The following is a 14,947-nucleotide window of genomic DNA, read 5'->3' on the forward strand; positions in this document are numbered from 1 at the left end:
GTCAGCCCCGATCAGCCGGCAGGCGTGATCTCGGCGATGTCCATCTCCCACACCGAGTTGTACACGGCGCCGGTGACGGCATCCGCCGTGGCGATGTTGCGGCCGGGGACGATCAGCGGCACGAAGGGGCCCTCGGCCTGCATCGCCTCGGCGAACGAGGTGAAGGCCTCGCTGCGCTGGGCCTCGTCGGTCGCGGCGGCAGCACCGGCTGCGATGCCTGCGATCTCGGGGTTCGCCTCAGCGGCCCAGCCTGCGCGCAGACCGACCTTCAGGCCGGGAGCGAACGGGAGGAAGTTCGCCGAGTCGGCGTAGTCCGGGCCCCAGAACCACAGGCCGAAGCCCTCGGTGCCGTTGACGTAGGCGTCGAGCTCGGTGGCGAACGGCGCCGGCGCGAGTTCGACCGTGATGCCGGCATCCTCGAGCTGAGCCTGGATGCGCTCGGCGAGCGGGGTGAACTCCACACCGCCGACCGGGTAGTCGTTCGGGAACTGCAGCTTGAGGGTCTGACCCGTGTAGCCGGCTTCGGCGAGAGCAGCCTCGGCCTTGTCGAGGTCCTGCTCCACGCCGGTGTCGAGGGCGCCCTCGAATCCGGGCGGGATCACGCCGGTCGCCTGCACGGCTCCCGCACCTGCGAGCTCGAGCAGCGCGTCGTAGTCGAGTGCGTAGCGGATCGCCTCGGCGATCTTGACGTTCGCGAGCTCACCCGCGACGGCCTCCGACTGGTTGAGCAGCAGGAAGATCGTCTGGCCGGACGGCACCGACTCGACGTTCAGTCCGTCGCCGAGGCCCGAGACCTGGTCGCCGTTGAGGTCCATCGCGACCATCGAGTCGCCGCCCTTGAGGTTCGCGAGCTGCGTCGCGCTCTCCGAGACATTGCGCACGACGACGCGGCCGTATGCCGCCTCTTCGTCCCCGTTGTACTCGTCGCTCTTGGTCAGCACGACCTGCGACGAGAGGTCGAGCGTGTCGAGCACGAACGGACCGGAGCCGGCGGACTCGCCGTCGAGGAAGCTCTGCGCGCTGTCGGAGCCGTCGATCGATCCGCCGTTCTCGATGACCACATCGGAGTTGACGATGCCGAGCGCAGGGTTGGCGAGGATCGCGGGCAGCTGCAGCAGCGGCGTCTCGGAGGTGATCGAGATCGTCTTCTCATCGACCTCGGTGATCGTCAGACCGCCCAGGAGGAAGTTCGGCTTGGCGTCGGTCATGCCCTGGATGCGCTGCAGGGTGAAGACGACATCCTTCGCCTCGATCGGCGTGCCGTCGGAGAAGACGCGGTCGCCTTCGAGCGTGAAGGTGAACTCGGTCGCCTCATCGTTCTGCTCCCACGACGCGAGGCCGGGCACAGGGGTCGAGACATCCGAGCCCTCGAAGTCGACGAGGGTCTCGTAGAGCGCCTTCGCGATCATGTTGCCGGTCGGGTCGTAGGTGTGACCGGGGTCGGCGGTCTCGATCGAGAACGCGGTGTCGATGACCAGCGAGTCGGAACCGGAGGATTCTCCCCCGGTGTTCGCCGAGTTGCCACCGGAGCAACCGGCGAGAGCGAAGAGCGCGACAGCTCCGATCGCGATGACGGACGTGCTGCGACGTGACGACATATGGGCCTCCAGGGGCGAGGAGTTTCATCGGGTTCGGTCGACGCCGGGTGGACGACCGGTGATCAGATTCGCATTGTATGGGACTATGTGTCCAGCAAGAATGCAGACGTCATCACAGTCTGTCCAAGACCCCGCCCATGAGGAGCATTGTGTCCACCAAGAGCGACGAAGCCGTGAAGCAATCTGGACGAAGTGCCGCCCCACTGGACGACATCGGATACAGAATCCTCGAGACGCTGCGCGATAACGGTCGGATCTCGATCGCCGCGCTGGCCGAGACCGTGGGGATTTCTCGCGCGAACGCCTACACGCGGGTCGAGACGCTCATGCAGGACGGCGTCATCACCGGGTTCAGCGCGCGGGTCGATCAGTCCAAGGCGGGGCTGTCGATCGGTGCGCTCGTCTTCGTCACCGTGCATCCGCAGGCCTGGGCGTCGTTCCGCGAGAGCGTGCTCGAGATGCCCGACGTCGAGTGGTGCGCCATCACCACGGGCGAGCACGACGCCATGCTGCTCATCCGTGCCGTCGACGTGAGCGGTGTGCACGAGTTCACGACCGGCGTCGTCGCGCAGCTGCCCGAGGTGCGCACCGTCGTCAGCGTGGTCGTGCTCGACGAGGTGATCCGCCGGTCGTTCCTGCTGCCGAGCGACCTGCCGGAGCGCGACCTGGCGACACCGCTGGGCATGACGCGATGGACTCCGGCGACGCCGGGTCGCGACATGCTGCCGCCACGCTGACGCGGAACTCGGTGGTCGAGCGAGGACGGCGAAGCCGACCGAGACGAAACGCCCGATCAGGCCGCGACGGGCTCTTCGCAGACGCTGAGCTGCGGCAGTCCGTGCATCTCGTAGTGCTCGACGAGACGGATGCGGCCGTCATCCGTGAGTTCGAGCTGGCTCTCGCCGTCTCCGGTCACGACGGCGCCGTCTGAGACGAGCACGTGCACGAACGACACCCAGATGGTGTCGCCGGTGCGGGTGCCGACGAAGCGCCCGCAGGTGACGGTGTCACCGGAGTAGTCACCCCAGATCGCACCGTCCTTCTCCCAATAGACGAACTCGCTGGGAGATTCGGGGTCGACAGCCGAGGTGGTCGAGGAGACCATCAGGAACCGGCGGCCGTCGAGCGAGGGGATGGTTGCAGTCGAACTCACCCTCCGATTATGGAGGGCGCTCGAAGGTGCACTGAAGCCCCTTCGGCAAGCGTCTTCCCGGGCAGCTCGCGGAGCAGGCGGGGTGAGACGAAACGGGCGCGGGCACCGATGCCCTCGGCGTTTCGTCTGACCCTCGTTCGACGTCGAGCATGCGCCCCTCCGCCGCGCGGGCAGGTGAACCGATGCCTCGCAGGTACCGTGGGTCGCATGCAGTGGATCTCTGACACCTCGGCGGGCGACTGGCTGCGCGATCGCCTCGACGATCCGTGGAAAGCGACGATGCACGACGTCGTGCCGCACGGGTTCCCCGCGTACGCCCGCATCCTGCATCCCGCGACCGTGCGCTCTCTGCCCGACCGCCCCGTGCCCTCCTACGAGGAGTACGAGCGGATGTCGGAGGCCGAGCATCTGAGCCTGAGAGATCAGTACGTCGACGAGCCCGCGACGTGGGCGGAGACGGCATCCGCCTTCGGCACGACCCTGCACCCGTCGGCTCAGTGGCAGCGCATCGTGCGCACCCCGATCGACGGTGACTGGAACCTGCGGCTGTCACCGGACGGCCGAGAGTTCACGGGGCCGATGGAGGGCGAAGTCTCTCCGGAGATGCTCTCCGTGATCGCCGGGCACCTCACCACCCACACGACGACTCCGGATGCCGGCTTCGCGGCGCTCTGGGAAGGTCGGGGCGGTCTCGTCGGACACCTCGGCCATTCACCGTCCCGGATGTTTTTCACGTTCAACGACGAGCCGAATCACCAGGCGATGCTCGACCGCAGCATCCATGACCCTCTCAACAACGCCTTCCGCAAGCCGACGTGGCAGGAGGGCATCCTGTCACGCGAGATCTCGGAAGGACCGCGGTTCCGCCTCCCCGGGCGCGACCACGTGCTGTTCCGCGGGGCGGTCAGCGACTTCGCCCGCGCGGACTGGGTGCTCGACGTACCCTGGCGCGACCGTCCGGGCGAGGAGCACGGCTTCCCGCCGTCGGCGCAGAGCCCGACGATCCTGTGGCCGGACGACCACGCGTGGACCCTCGTGAGCGAGATCGACTACGACTCGACGATCGTGGCCGGGCCCGCAGAGCTGGTCGCCGCGATCTGCGCCGACGAGCGTCTCGAGGCTTTCCCGATCCCCGAGAACGCCGACCTGACCTGGGATGCCGACGAGGTGAACCGATGACGACTCCGCGGCCCGCGTCCGCGGCGTCCTTCGACGCCGCTCCGCTCACCGAGCCGGTCGACCCGAAGGCGGTCACCGCGTTCGCCGCCGAGCTTCGATCCCGAGCGTCCAGCGGCACGAACGGCTCGAGCATCATCGCGATCGTCGTCATCGCGCTCATGGCCATCATCGTGGTGCCGGTGGTCTTCACGACCATCGTCGGCATGGTCTCCACGCCCGGCGGATCCGGGTTCGCCATCGTTCCGCTGGTGATCTTCGGCGCCGCCGCCGTCGTGATCGCCATCGGGTCGTTCGTCGGATGGCGGCGCGCCCGCGTCACGCGCTATCGACTGCACCGGTTCGCCCAGGCGAACGGGATGTCGTACGAGGGACGAGTGACTGCCCCCGCGCTGCCGGGGATGATCTTCAGCCTCGGCGGCTCGCGCATGTCGACGGATCTCGTGCGCGGCACGACGCCGCGGTTCGTCGAGTTCGGCAATTACCAGTACACGGTGAAGCGGGGCAAGAGCTCGACCACCTACCGCTGGGGCTATGTCGCGGTGAAGCTCGACGTGCCGCTGCCCAACATCGTGCTCGACGCCAAGGGCAACAACGGATTCGGATCGAACCTGCCGGCGTCGTTCCAGAAGGAGCAGCGACTGTCGCTCGAGGGCGACTTCGACGAGTACTTCACCCTCTACTGCCCCGAGGGATACGAGCGAGACGCGCTCTATCTGTTCAGCCCCGACATCATGGCCCGGTTCATCGACAACGCCGCCGAGCTCGACGTCGAGATCGTCGACGACTGGATGTTCCTCTACACGCAGCGCAGGGTGTCGACGCTCGACCCAGCGACCTGGGCGTGGTTGTTCGGCGCCGTCGGCGCCTTGATCACGAAGCTCGATCAATGGGAACGATGGAGAGACGAGCGTCTGCTCCCCGAGAATCAGACGGCTGCGGCATCCGCGTCCCCGGCCGCCTCACCGCGGCCTGCAGGCGAGCGGCTTCCGTTTGCGCCACCGGCCGGCCTGCTGTCGCCGCCGCCGGGCGTCGCGCACGAAGGACGCAGACTGAAGCGCAGCTTCCCGTGGGTGCCGGTGGTCTTCATGATCGCCTTTGCGGCGTTCTGGTTCTGGTCCAGATCGTTCTGAGCGGGAACCCCCGAGGGTGGGTTGTGGGGGTGGGTGCTGACTGGGGATCAGCGTTCCCACCCCATCCCCCCTCGGGATCAGAAGGAGATCTGACACTCCCTCCGCAGGACGGTCGAACCGTCCATACGTGCGGGTCAGCTGGGGACTGACAACTCTGCGCGTATATGAGTAATGGTATACCGGCATACGTTGCATTCCGTTGCGTCGGAGAGACTCGACCGAACCGGTCGAATCCCGCGGAATGATGCACGAAATGCGGACAGAAAGGCCCTCCGGAAGGCGGCATTCGTGCACTCTCGCGAATGCCTGTCATCGCGCATTACCTCGAGTGACGGACCCGGCCCCACCCTCTTCTGCATGCAAGAGAATGGAAGGTGATGTCTGAACGCGAAGATCACACCCAGTGGCAGGCCGAGCGCCGCGCCTCCGTCACGTCCGCGACGGGCAACCTCGCCCTGATCGAGACCCGCTGGACGGGCGAGGCGCCTGATCTGGATGCCGAGCAGCAGGCGGCATCCGACACGGTGACCGTGACGCGGATCCAGCGCACGAACATCGAGACCGGCGAGGCCGAGCACGGACTGCGTCTGTGGGATGCCGATGCACCGGCGATCCGCGCCTTCGACCGCATCGACACCTACGACTACGACCCTGCGTGGGTGCTCGAGGGCCACTTCACCCCGGTGTCCGGCGATCGCCGAGTGTCGTTCGAGCACATGCGCGACAACGGCGGCACACGCGAGCTCGTCGTCCCCGGCGACATCCACTTCGAGCTCGACGGCCGTGAATACGATCTGGCCGCCTTCGACGACGGCGGCACCCTGCTGCTCGTGTTCGGCGATGAGACGAACGGCGCCGAGACCTACGGATCCGGCCGCTTCCTGTTCGTCGAGCTGCGCGACGACGAGGGCACCGTGGTGCTGGACTTCAACCGCGCCTTCGTGCCGCCGTGCGGATTCAGCGCCCAGTACAACTGCCCGTTGCCGCCGGCATCCAACCGCTTCCCCCTGCCTATCCGAGCAGGCGAGAAGAACGTCGTCTTCCGCGACGGCTTCGACATCTACGCGGCGTGACGCCGCACACCCTCACCCTGGAGCACTCATGAGAAGAACCCGCATCCTCGGCGCGCTCGGCGCCGTGGCCACGCTCGCCCTCGTGGCCGGATGCGCGTCGGGCGCCACCGACGACGCCGCGAGCGAAGACGCCACGATCTTCATCGGGTCGCTGTACGAGCCCACCAACCTGAGCAACACGCAGGGCGGCGGCCAGGGCGTGACCGAGGCCCTGACCGGCAACGTCTATGAGGGCCTCTACCGCCTGACCGACGACGGCGAGGTCGAGCCGCTTCTCGCCGAAGACGCTCAGGTGTCCGACGACGGCCTCACCTACACGATCACGCTCCGCGACGACGTGACCTTCCACTCCGGTGACCCGCTGACCTCCGCCGATGTGAAGTCGAGCGTCGAGGCCGTCACCGCCGAGGACTCGGTCTCTGCCCGCAAGTCGAGCTTCAAGACGATCGCCGACATCGCGACCCCCGACGACCAGACCGTCGTCTTCACGCTGTCGCAGCGGTCGATCTCGTTCCTCTACAACCTCAGCTACGTCTGGGTCGTGAACGACGAGGCCGGCGACATCACCGGGTCGGAAGACGGCACCGGGCCCTACACGCTCGACGAGTGGAAGAAGGGCTCGACCCTGACGCTCGAGCGCTGGGACGACTACTGGGGCGAGCCGGCCAAGAACGCCGAGGTCGTCTACACCTACTTCACCGACGCGACCGCCGAGAACAACGCTCTGGCCACGGGCGAGATCGACGTGATCACGAGCGTGCAGAGCCCGGATTCGCTCGCGCAGTTCGACAACGACGACTACGTGATCAGCGAGGGAACCTCGACCACGAAGGAGCTGCTCGCCTTCAACGACCGCGTCGCCCCCTTCGACAACGCACTCGTGCGCAAGGCGATCTACTCGGCGATCGACACCCAGAAGCTCCTCGAGTCGATCTGGGGCGACTACGGCACGCTCATCGGCTCGATGGTGCCGCCGACCGACCCCTGGTACGAGGACCTCACCGCGGTGAACCCCTACGACGTCGAGCTGTCGAAGGATCTGCTCGCTCAGGCCGGCTACGCCGACGGCTTCACGTTCACGCTCGACACCCCGAGCTACGACCCGCACCCCGCCGTGGCGGAGTTCCTGCAGTCACAGCTCGCGGAGGTCGGCATCACGGTCGAGATCAACACGATCAGCGCCGACGAGTGGTACACGAAGGTGTTCAAGGAGCAGGACTTCGAGGCCACGCTCCAGGAGCACGTGAACGACCGTGACGTGGTCTGGTACGGCAACCCCGACTTCTACTGGGGATACAACGACGCCCAGGTGCAGCAGTGGGTCGCGGAGGCCGAGCAGGCAGCCACGACCGACGAGCAGACCGCCCTGCTGAAGCAGGTCAACGAGAAGATCGCCGAGGATGCCGCGAGCGTATGGTTGTACCTCTACCCGCAGATCGTGGTCGCCTCGAGTGACCTCAGCGGATACCCGGTCAACGGCCTGAACTCCCAGTTCTTCGCCTACGACATCGTCAAGTCCTGACGCGCGAGGGGGATGCCGCGCGTCGGCATCCCCCTCCTCATCCTGAACAGCCATGCTCGCTTATCTGATCCGCCGTCTCGCCTTCCTCGTGGTGTCGCTCGTCGTCGCGATGATCGCGATCTTCGTGCTGCTGCGCCTGCTTCCCGGCGACCCGGCGAACGCCCTGCTCTCGGTCAATGCCACTTCTGAGCAGATCGCCGCGGCCCGCGCGCAGGTCGGTTCCGACCAGCCCCTGCTGCAGCAGTTCACGACCTGGGCGGGGCAGCTGCTGCGATTCGACCTCGGTGAGTCCTTCCTGAGCTCGCGTCCGGTCGGCCCCGACATCGCCGACCGCCTCGCCGTGACCCTTCCGCTCACGCTCATCGCGTTCGCCGTCGCGCTGCTCGTCTCGCTCGTGATCGGCATCACCGCGGCTGTGAAGTCCGACCGCTGGTACGGCATCGCGCTCTCCGGTTTCGCGCAGCTCGGCGTCGCGGTTCCCGTCTTCTGGGTGGGCGTCGTGCTCGTCTGGGTCTTCGCTCTCGGACTCGGCCTGCTGCCTTCGGGCGGCTTCCCCCGAGACGACTGGGAGGATCCGGCCGATGCCCTGCGCTCGCTCGCCCTGCCGGTGATCACCATCGTGATCGTGATGAGCGCCTCTCTCAGCCGGTACGTGCGGTCGGCCACCCTCGACGTGATCGGCAGCGACTACCTGCGCACCGCCCGGGCCGGGGGTTCCGGCACTGCCGAAGCGCTTCTGCGTCACGGTGTGCGCAACGGCTCGGTGCCCGTCGTCGCGATCCTCGGAATCGAGCTGTCGACGACGCTCCTCGGCGCGGTCGTGGTCGAGAGCGTCTTCACTCTCCCCGGTCTCGGCAGCCTGCTGCTGTCGGCCATCGAGCAGCACGACTTCCAGGTCATCCAGGGCGTCCTCGTGGTCAGCACCCTCTTCGTGCTGCTCGTCGGATTCGCCGCCGACATCGTGCAGCGCCTGATCGATCCGCGTCTGCGCACGAGCGTCTCGGGCAACCGATGAGCCGCGTCGCCGAGCAGTTGATCACCGGCTCCGTCCCCGTACGGCGCCGACCGAAGGCGACCCTGCTGATCGGACTCGCGCTCACCGGCGTCATCGTGCTGATCGCCCTCGTCTCGCTGTTCTGGCTGCCGTACCCGCTCGCCGACACCAGTGGCAGCCGCCTCGAGGGCCCGAGCGCCCTGCACCTGCTCGGCACCGACCGTCTCGGCCGTGACCTGCTGTCGCAGCTCATGTGGGGTGCGCGGATCGCTCTGATCGTCGGCACCTGCTCTGTCGCGATCGCCGCCGTGCTCGGCACGATCGTCGGCCTGATCGCCGCCTTCTCTCGCCCCTGGGTCGACGACACGCTCTCAGCGGGGCTCGACGTCGTCATCGCGTTCCCCGTGCTGCTGCTCGCGATGCTCGTCGTCGCCGTGCAGGGCGCCTCGCTCTGGTCTGCGGTGCTCGCGATCGGTCTCGCGATGTCGGCAGTCGTCGCGCGTCTCACCCGCATCCTCTCGCGCCGCGTGCTGCAGGAGCAGTTCGTCACCGCCGCGCGCACCAGCGGCACGGGTGTTCTCGGCATCGTGATGCAGCACGTGCTGCCCAACATCGCGCCGACACTCGCCGTCAGTCTCGCGCTGCAGTTCGGTGCCGCCGTGCTCGCCGAGGCGAGCCTGTCGTACCTCGGACTCGGCGCCCCGCCGCCCAACGCCTCGTGGGGTCGGATGCTGCAGGAGGCGCAAGGCACCGTGCTCACCGCCCCGGTGGGCGCGATCGCCCCCGGCATCGCGATCATCGCCCTGGTGCTCGGAGTCAACTTCCTCGCCGACGGCCTGCGCGATCTCGCCGACCCGACCCGCAGGAGGAGCCGATGAGCATCCTCGACGTCTCAGGCCTCACCGTGCGTTCGGCATCGGGCGCGCTCGTGCGCGATGTGTCGTTCTCACTCGCACCCGGAGAGCGTCTGGGCCTGATCGGCGAATCCGGGTCGGGCAAGTCGCTCACCTCGCTCGCCGTCACCGGTCTGCTGCCGGATTCCCTCACGGTCTCGGGGTCGGTGCTGCTCGACGAGCACCAGGTGGTCGGTGCGCGGGATGCCGACCTCAGGCCTCTGCGCGGACCCGTCGCGCAGATCGTGTTCCAGGAGCCGCTCACCGCGCTCGATCCGCTGATGCGCGTCGGACGACAGATCGCCGAGCCGCTGCGCCGTCATCTCGGACTGCGCGGCGCCGAGCTGCGTTCTGCGGTGGCGGCCGCCCTCGACGAGGTCTCTCTCACCGACCCGCGCATCGCGCGCGCCTACCCGCACGAGCTCTCGGGTGGTCAGCGGCAACGGGTCGCGATCGCGATCGCCCTCGCCGCCAAGCCGCAGCTGCTCATCGCCGACGAGCCGACGACCGCTCTCGACGTGACGGTGCAGGACGCCGTGCTCGCCCTGCTCGAGCGTCTCGTCGCCGAGCGAGGCATGGCGCTGCTGTTCATCAGCCACGATCTCGCCGTCGTGTCGCGCATGGTCGACCGCATCGTGGTGCTGCGCGACGGGCTCGTCGTCGAACAGGGCGCGGTGACACAGGTGCTGCAGAGCCCGGTGCAGCCATACACGCGGATGCTGGTCGACAGCGCCCGCGCACTCGATGCGTTCCTGGACACCGCGGAGGGTGAGCGATGAGCCTTCTCGAACTGCGCGGCGCGGGCTTCGCCTACGGATCCCGGCGAGTGCTCGACGACATCTCGCTGAGCCTCGACGAAGGTGACACTCTCGGCCTCGTCGGCGAGTCGGGTGCCGGCAAATCGACGATCCTGCGCCTGCTGCTCGGCCTCGACGCGCCTCGGGAGGGGCAGGTGCTGTTCGACGGCGAGCCTCTGTCGCTGCGCGATCGCGCGCAGATGCGTCGCTTCCGCGCGAGCGTGCAGCCCGTGTTCCAAGACCCGTATTCGTCGCTCGACCCCCGTCAGCGCATCGACCGCATCATCGGCGAGCCGCTTCGGTCACTGCGCCTGGCATCCGGTGCCGACGCCCAGCGCCGCATCGCCGAATCCCTCGAGTCGGTCGGCCTTCCCGCCGACACCGCGCACCGCTATCCCCACGAGTTCTCGGGCGGACAACGTCAGCGCATCGCCATCGCACGGGCCGTCGTCTCCCGTCCGCGGGTTCTGCTCGCCGATGAGCCCGTGAGCGCTCTCGACGTCACCACCCGGGTGCAGGTGCTCGAGCTGCTCGACCGCCTGCGCCGCGAGAACGGCCTGTCGCTCGTGATGGTGTCGCACGACCTCACGGCCATCGCCTCGGCGTGCGACCGGACAGTCGTGCTGAAGAACGGTCACGTGGTGGAGCAGGGTGCCACGGCATCCGTGCTGCACGCCCCGCAGGATCCGTACACGCGGGCGCTGGTCGACGCCGTTCCGCGCCTCCCCCGCTGAGCGCCGCCTGCGGCGTGACGTGGCATCAGTCCGCAGCCGTCGGTCCCGCCGAACCCGCGAGCCCGAAGTACTCCAGCTCCGCGTCGTTCAGCATCCGGGAGCGGATCAGGAACCGCATTCCTGTCGGTCCCTCGACCGAGAACCCCGCGCCACGCCCCGCCACGACGTCGATCGTGAGGTGCGTGTACTTCCAGTACTCGAACTGCGACTCCGACATGAAGACCTCGACCGGGGCGTCCAACGCCACGTCGAGTGCGCCCAGCAGCACATCGCCCGGACCTGTGATGAACATCCCCACGGGGTAGCACATGGGCGACGATCCGTCGCAGCATCCGCCCGACTGGTGGAACATCAGCGGGCCATGCTGCACGGTGAGGTCGCGGATGAGGGATGCCGCGGCATCCGTCGCGTCGACCCGCTGATAGGTGCCGATGCTCACCATGATTCGTACCTTTCGTTAGCTCCCGGTCGTTGAGCGAGGACGGCGAAGCCGACCGAGACGAAACGCGGCGAGCGGCTCAGCGCGTTTCGTCTCGGGGCTTCGCTCCTCGCTCAATTACCGGAGGCGGGCTTCGCTGCTCGAGCGAATGGCGGCGGAGGCCTGACTCAGAAGAAGCCCATCGGTCCCTCCGCATACGAGACCAGGAGGTTCTTGGTCTGCTGGTAGTGGTCGAGCATCATCTTGTGGTTCTCGCGCCCGACGCCCGACTGCTTGTATCCACCGAACGCTGCGTGCGCCGGGTACTGGTGATACGTGTTGGTCCAGACGCGACCGGCCTCGATCGCACGCCCCGCACGATATGCCGTGTCACCGCTGCGGCTCCAAACTCCGGCGCCCAGACCGTAGAGCGTGTCGTTGGCGATCGAGATCGCATCGTCGAAGTTGTCGAACGAGGTGACCGACAGCACCGGCCCGAAGATCTCCTCCTGGAAGATGCGCATGTCGTTCGTGCCCTCGAACACGGTCGGTGCGACGTAGTACCCGCCGCTGAGGTCGCCGCCGAGGTCGACGCGATCGCCTCCCGTGAGCAGCCGCGCGCCGCCCTGCTTTCCGATGTCGATGTAGCTGAGGATCTTCTCCAGCTGGTCGTTCGACGCCTGCGCGCCGATCATCGTGGCCGGGTCGAGCGGGTTTCCCTGGATCACCTTGCCGACGCGCTCGAGTCCGTCGGCGAGGAACCCGTCGTAGATCGACCGCTGGATCAACGCGCGCGACGGGCACGTGCAGACCTCGCCCTGATTCAGCGCGAACATCGTGAAGCCCTCGAGCGCCTTGTCGTAGAACGGGTCGGCGGTGTCGCGCGCGACGTCCTCGAAGAAGACGTTCGGGCTCTTGCCTCCGAGTTCGAGCGTGACCGGGATCAGGTTCTGCGACGCGTACTGCATGATCAGGCGCCCCGTCGTGGTCTCACCCGTGAAGGCGACTTTGCGGATGCGCTTGTGCTGCGCGAGCGGTGCACCTGCCTCGATGCCGAAGCCGTTGACGATGTTCACGACACCGGCCGGCAGCAGGTCTCCGATGATGTCGAAGAGGAAGAGCAGGGATGCCGGGGTCTGCTCCGCAGGCTTGATGACCACGCAGTTGCCTGCGGCGAGCGCCGGCGCGAGCTTCCACACCGCCATCAGGATCGGGAAGTTCCACGGGATGATCTGGCCGACCACTCCGAGGGGCTCGTGGAAGTGATACGCGACGGTGTTCTCGTCGAGCTGGCTGATGCCGCCCTCCTGCGCACGGAGCACGCCGGCGAAGTACCGGAAGTGGTCGACTGCGAGGGGGATGTCGGCCGCGAGCGTCTCGCGCACGGGCTTGCCGTTCTCCCAGGTCTCGGCGACGGCGATCTCCTCGAGGTGCTGCTCGATGCGATCGGCGATCCTGTTGAGGATCACCGATCGTTCAGCCGGGCTGGTCTTGCCCCAGCTCGCGAACGCCTTCCACGCGACGTCGACCGCGCGGTCGATGTCTTCGACGGTTCCGCGGCCCACCTCGGTGAAGGGCTTGCCGTTGACGGGGCTGACGTTCTCGAAGAACTGGCCTTTGACCGGATCGACGAACTCGCCGCCGATGTAGTGGCCGTATCGGGGCCGGTAGGTCGCGATGGCGCCCTGCTGACCGGGAGCGGCGTAGGCGGACGACGCGGATGCGGTGGACACGTCTTCTTCGACGATGGTCATCGGTGACTCCTTCGACGGGCCGCGGCTCCGATGCCGTGCGGCTGTGATCCGACGGTAGGTCGCCGCACGTTGCGTCCCGATGCGCAACGTTGCGAACGGTTGCGGGGCGGGCATGGCGGCATCCGTCGAACGGCTGATACTTCCCCGGATGGCGGGTATGCCGTCGGCGTGTGGGCCGCCGGGCGGGGATCCGTCAGCCGGACGACCCCGGGTCAGCGCTCTTCGATGCGTTCGATGCGCGCGACGAGTCCGGCGCGTTTCGGAGACCGGGCCGGCAGCATCTCGAGAGCGAGACGCAGCGCCGCGGCATCCCCCTGCCCTTCCGGGATCTCGGCGTATTCCAGCAGGACGTCGAGGCTCGCCTCCGACAGCATCGTCTCGCGCAGCGCCGCTCTCACCGACTCACGGAACTCCTCCACACCCGGCGAGGTCGACTCGGGAAGCACAGGGCCGCGATAGGCGGTGAGGGCGACACGATGTGCGCCTCGGTCGAGCAGCGAGAGCACGTCGTGCGCATCGGTCTCGAGCGGCACCGTCAGTCGGTAGGGCCGGGACTCCGGAACGAGGCTGGGCGCGTGCTTCTCGAGAACCTTGCGCAGGCGCACCATCTCAGGACGCAGCGTGTCGGCAGACGCTTCGGGTCCGTACACGAGTTCGCTCAGTCGCTCGGCAGACAGGCCCTGGCGGTTCACTGCGAGCATGAGCAGGATCGCGGCATGTCGGGCGCTCAGCTCGATCATCGACTCCTCGAGCTCGGTCTCGGTCTCGAGACGCGCTCTGTCTCGCCCGAGCACGTGCAGGGTCGCGCGGGTCGTGGGCTTGGCGCGCGACGAGAACGTCGCGGGGCGTGGGGCCTCGCTGCGCGCCCGAAGCCGCGCCACCATCAGCTCGGACTCGACGGCGCGCGCCGTGGCGTCGACCAGCAACCGCGCCTGGGTCGAGACGACCTCGTCACCGCCCGTGACATCGATCACTCCGAGCACCCGCCGCGTCTCGGGGTCGCGGACCGGTGCCGCGGTGCACGACCACGGATGCACCAGCCGGTTGTAGTGCTCGGCCCCGCGGATCTGCACCGACTGATCGAGGGTGAGAGCCGTGCCCGGTGCCGTCGTGCCGACGGCGTTCTCTGCCCAGTTCGCGCCGGCGACGAATCCCATGCCCTCGGTGAGCGACTGCAGTTGGCGGTCGCCTTCGATCCACAGCAGCCGACCGGCCTGATCGCCCACGGCGACGACGACCCCCGCCTCCTCGGGGGTGCCGGGCAGGAGCAGCGCGCGGATCATGTCCATGGCGGATGCGAGCGGATGCGCGAGTCGATAGGCCTCGAGCTCCTCGGTCACCAGCTCGATCCGCGGCGCCTCCTCGGGCCCGACCCGGCCTCGCCACGACCGCACCCACGACTCACGGACGAGAGGACGCACCTGCTGCAGTCGATGATCTTCGAGGTTGCCGGCGATCAGCTCTTCATGCGCGCGCTCGATCAGGAGACGAGAGGCCTCAGGAGGGCCATCACGTGACACCTGCCACGACACAACCACGGCGTCTCCATTCGTCGTCGGTGGAGCGTTACCTCAGTGTAGGAGCCGGATGCCGCGGGCGGTACCCGCGATATTCCGGTTGCGCGCTCAGATCCACGCGCAGGTGAATGCTCGGATCACAGATGCAGGGTGAGATGCGTGTTCTGGGCATGCACCTGCCGTAC

14 protein-coding genes are annotated in these 14,947 nt (G+C 67.7%); 9 read left to right on the plus strand and 5 right to left on the minus strand.

Translation table 11 applies throughout. The features are described 5' to 3' along the window. Positions 1-11: 11 nt before the first annotated feature. Positions 12-1,598 (minus strand): ABC transporter substrate-binding protein, encoded by a 1,587-nt coding sequence (locus AC04ME_RS00910; RefSeq protein WP_042541525.1) that lies wholly within the window; start codon positions 1,596-1,598, stop codon positions 12-14. A gap of 149 nt (positions 1,599-1,747) precedes the next feature. Here AC04ME_RS00910 and AC04ME_RS00915 point away from each other — a divergent pair, with 149 nt between their 5' ends. Then, on the plus strand, positions 1,748-2,335 hold the full coding sequence (locus AC04ME_RS00915; protein ID WP_228385602.1) for an Lrp/AsnC family transcriptional regulator: 588 nt from the start codon (positions 1,748-1,750) through the stop codon (positions 2,333-2,335). A 56-nt stretch (positions 2,336-2,391) separates the two neighbouring features. On the opposite strand, the gene AC04ME_RS00920 is transcribed toward AC04ME_RS00915, so the two are convergent. Continuing rightward, positions 2,392-2,751, minus strand: coding sequence for an avidin-fold protein (locus AC04ME_RS00920; RefSeq protein ID WP_475433107.1), 360 nt, complete (start codon positions 2,749-2,751; stop codon positions 2,392-2,394). A 207-nt stretch (positions 2,752-2,958) separates the two neighbouring features. Between AC04ME_RS00920 and AC04ME_RS00925 the strand changes: the two genes are divergently transcribed. From AC04ME_RS00925 to AC04ME_RS00960, 8 genes are all read left to right on the plus strand, one after another. Then, positions 2,959-3,930 carry a hypothetical protein gene (locus AC04ME_RS00925; RefSeq protein ID WP_475433108.1) on the plus strand — a complete coding sequence of 324 codons (972 nt, stop codon included), beginning with the start codon at positions 2,959-2,961 and terminating at the stop codon, positions 3,928-3,930. Further along, positions 3,927-5,060, plus strand: a complete 1,134-nt coding sequence (locus AC04ME_RS00930; RefSeq protein WP_475433109.1) for a hypothetical protein — start codon at positions 3,927-3,929, stop codon at positions 5,058-5,060. Before AC04ME_RS00925 ends, AC04ME_RS00930 begins: the two co-directional genes overlap by 4 nt. A gap of 377 nt (positions 5,061-5,437) precedes the next feature. After that, on the plus strand, positions 5,438-6,133 hold the full coding sequence (locus AC04ME_RS00935) for a DUF1684 domain-containing protein (RefSeq protein ID WP_475433110.1): 696 nt from the start codon (positions 5,438-5,440) through the stop codon (positions 6,131-6,133). 28 nt (positions 6,134-6,161) lie between these two features. After that, a complete protein-coding gene (locus tag AC04ME_RS00940; protein ID WP_367821684.1) occupies positions 6,162-7,655 on the plus strand; it encodes an ABC transporter substrate-binding protein in 1,494 nt (497 codons plus the stop codon). Positions 7,656-7,707: 52 nt separating this feature from the next. Beyond that, complete coding sequence (locus AC04ME_RS00945) at positions 7,708-8,670, plus strand: ABC transporter permease (RefSeq protein ID WP_042541530.1); 963 nt, start codon at positions 7,708-7,710, stop codon at positions 8,668-8,670. Next, on the plus strand, positions 8,667-9,527 hold the full coding sequence (locus AC04ME_RS00950; RefSeq protein ID WP_042541531.1) for an ABC transporter permease: 861 nt from the start codon (positions 8,667-8,669) through the stop codon (positions 9,525-9,527). Before AC04ME_RS00945 ends, AC04ME_RS00950 begins: the two co-directional genes overlap by 4 nt. Next, the gene (locus AC04ME_RS00955; RefSeq protein ID WP_475433113.1) at positions 9,524-10,321 is read left to right on the plus strand and encodes an ATP-binding cassette domain-containing protein; all 798 of its coding nucleotides are present in this window, start codon (positions 9,524-9,526) and stop codon (positions 10,319-10,321) included. Before AC04ME_RS00950 ends, AC04ME_RS00955 begins: the two co-directional genes overlap by 4 nt. Continuing rightward, positions 10,318-11,073 (plus strand): ABC transporter ATP-binding protein, encoded by a 756-nt coding sequence (locus tag AC04ME_RS00960; RefSeq protein ID WP_475433115.1) that lies wholly within the window; start codon positions 10,318-10,320, stop codon positions 11,071-11,073. The genes AC04ME_RS00955 and AC04ME_RS00960 overlap by 4 nt, the downstream gene beginning before the upstream one ends. Before the next feature lie 25 nt (positions 11,074-11,098). Here the strand turns inward: AC04ME_RS00960 and AC04ME_RS00965 are convergent, their stop codons facing one another. From AC04ME_RS00965 to AC04ME_RS00975, 3 genes are all read right to left on the minus strand, one after another. Continuing rightward, a complete protein-coding gene (locus tag AC04ME_RS00965; RefSeq protein WP_475433117.1) occupies positions 11,099-11,515 on the minus strand; it encodes a DUF779 domain-containing protein in 417 nt (138 codons plus the stop codon). Between the two features lie 164 nt (positions 11,516-11,679). Then, positions 11,680-13,245: an acetaldehyde dehydrogenase ExaC gene (gene exaC / locus AC04ME_RS00970; protein ID WP_079113835.1), complete on the minus strand. Its 1,566-nt coding sequence runs from the start codon at positions 13,243-13,245 to the stop codon at positions 11,680-11,682. A gap of 212 nt (positions 13,246-13,457) precedes the next feature. Next, positions 13,458-14,783: a GAF domain-containing protein gene (locus tag AC04ME_RS00975; protein WP_079113836.1), complete on the minus strand. Its 1,326-nt coding sequence runs from the start codon at positions 14,781-14,783 to the stop codon at positions 13,458-13,460. Between the last annotated feature and the right edge of the window lie 164 nt (positions 14,784-14,947).

It is taken from the genome of Microbacterium sp. LjRoot205, from assembly GCF_056175745.1.

Coding starts and splice junctions, on each gene's coding strand:
- AC04ME_RS00935 (WP_475433110.1), top strand. CDS start 5,438: ATGTCTGAACGCGAAGATCACACCCAGTGGCAGGCCGAGCGCCGCGCC.
- AC04ME_RS00965 (WP_475433117.1), bottom strand. CDS start 11,515: ATGGTGAGCATCGGCACCTATCAGCGGGTCGACGCGACGGATGCCGCG.
- AC04ME_RS00960 (WP_475433115.1), top strand. CDS start 10,318: ATGAGCCTTCTCGAACTGCGCGGCGCGGGCTTCGCCTACGGATCCCGG.
- AC04ME_RS00925 (WP_475433108.1), top strand. CDS start 2,959: ATGCAGTGGATCTCTGACACCTCGGCGGGCGACTGGCTGCGCGATCGC.
- AC04ME_RS00940 (WP_367821684.1), top strand. CDS start 6,162: ATGAGAAGAACCCGCATCCTCGGCGCGCTCGGCGCCGTGGCCACGCTC.
- AC04ME_RS00950 (WP_042541531.1), top strand. CDS start 8,667: ATGAGCCGCGTCGCCGAGCAGTTGATCACCGGCTCCGTCCCCGTACGG.
- AC04ME_RS00955 (WP_475433113.1), top strand. CDS start 9,524: ATGAGCATCCTCGACGTCTCAGGCCTCACCGTGCGTTCGGCATCGGGC.
- AC04ME_RS00945 (WP_042541530.1), top strand. CDS start 7,708: ATGCTCGCTTATCTGATCCGCCGTCTCGCCTTCCTCGTGGTGTCGCTC.
- exaC (WP_079113835.1), bottom strand. CDS start 13,245: ATGACCATCGTCGAAGAAGACGTGTCCACCGCATCCGCGTCGTCCGCC.
- AC04ME_RS00910 (WP_042541525.1), bottom strand. CDS start 1,598: ATGTCGTCACGTCGCAGCACGTCCGTCATCGCGATCGGAGCTGTCGCG.
- AC04ME_RS00930 (WP_475433109.1), top strand. CDS start 3,927: ATGACGACTCCGCGGCCCGCGTCCGCGGCGTCCTTCGACGCCGCTCCG.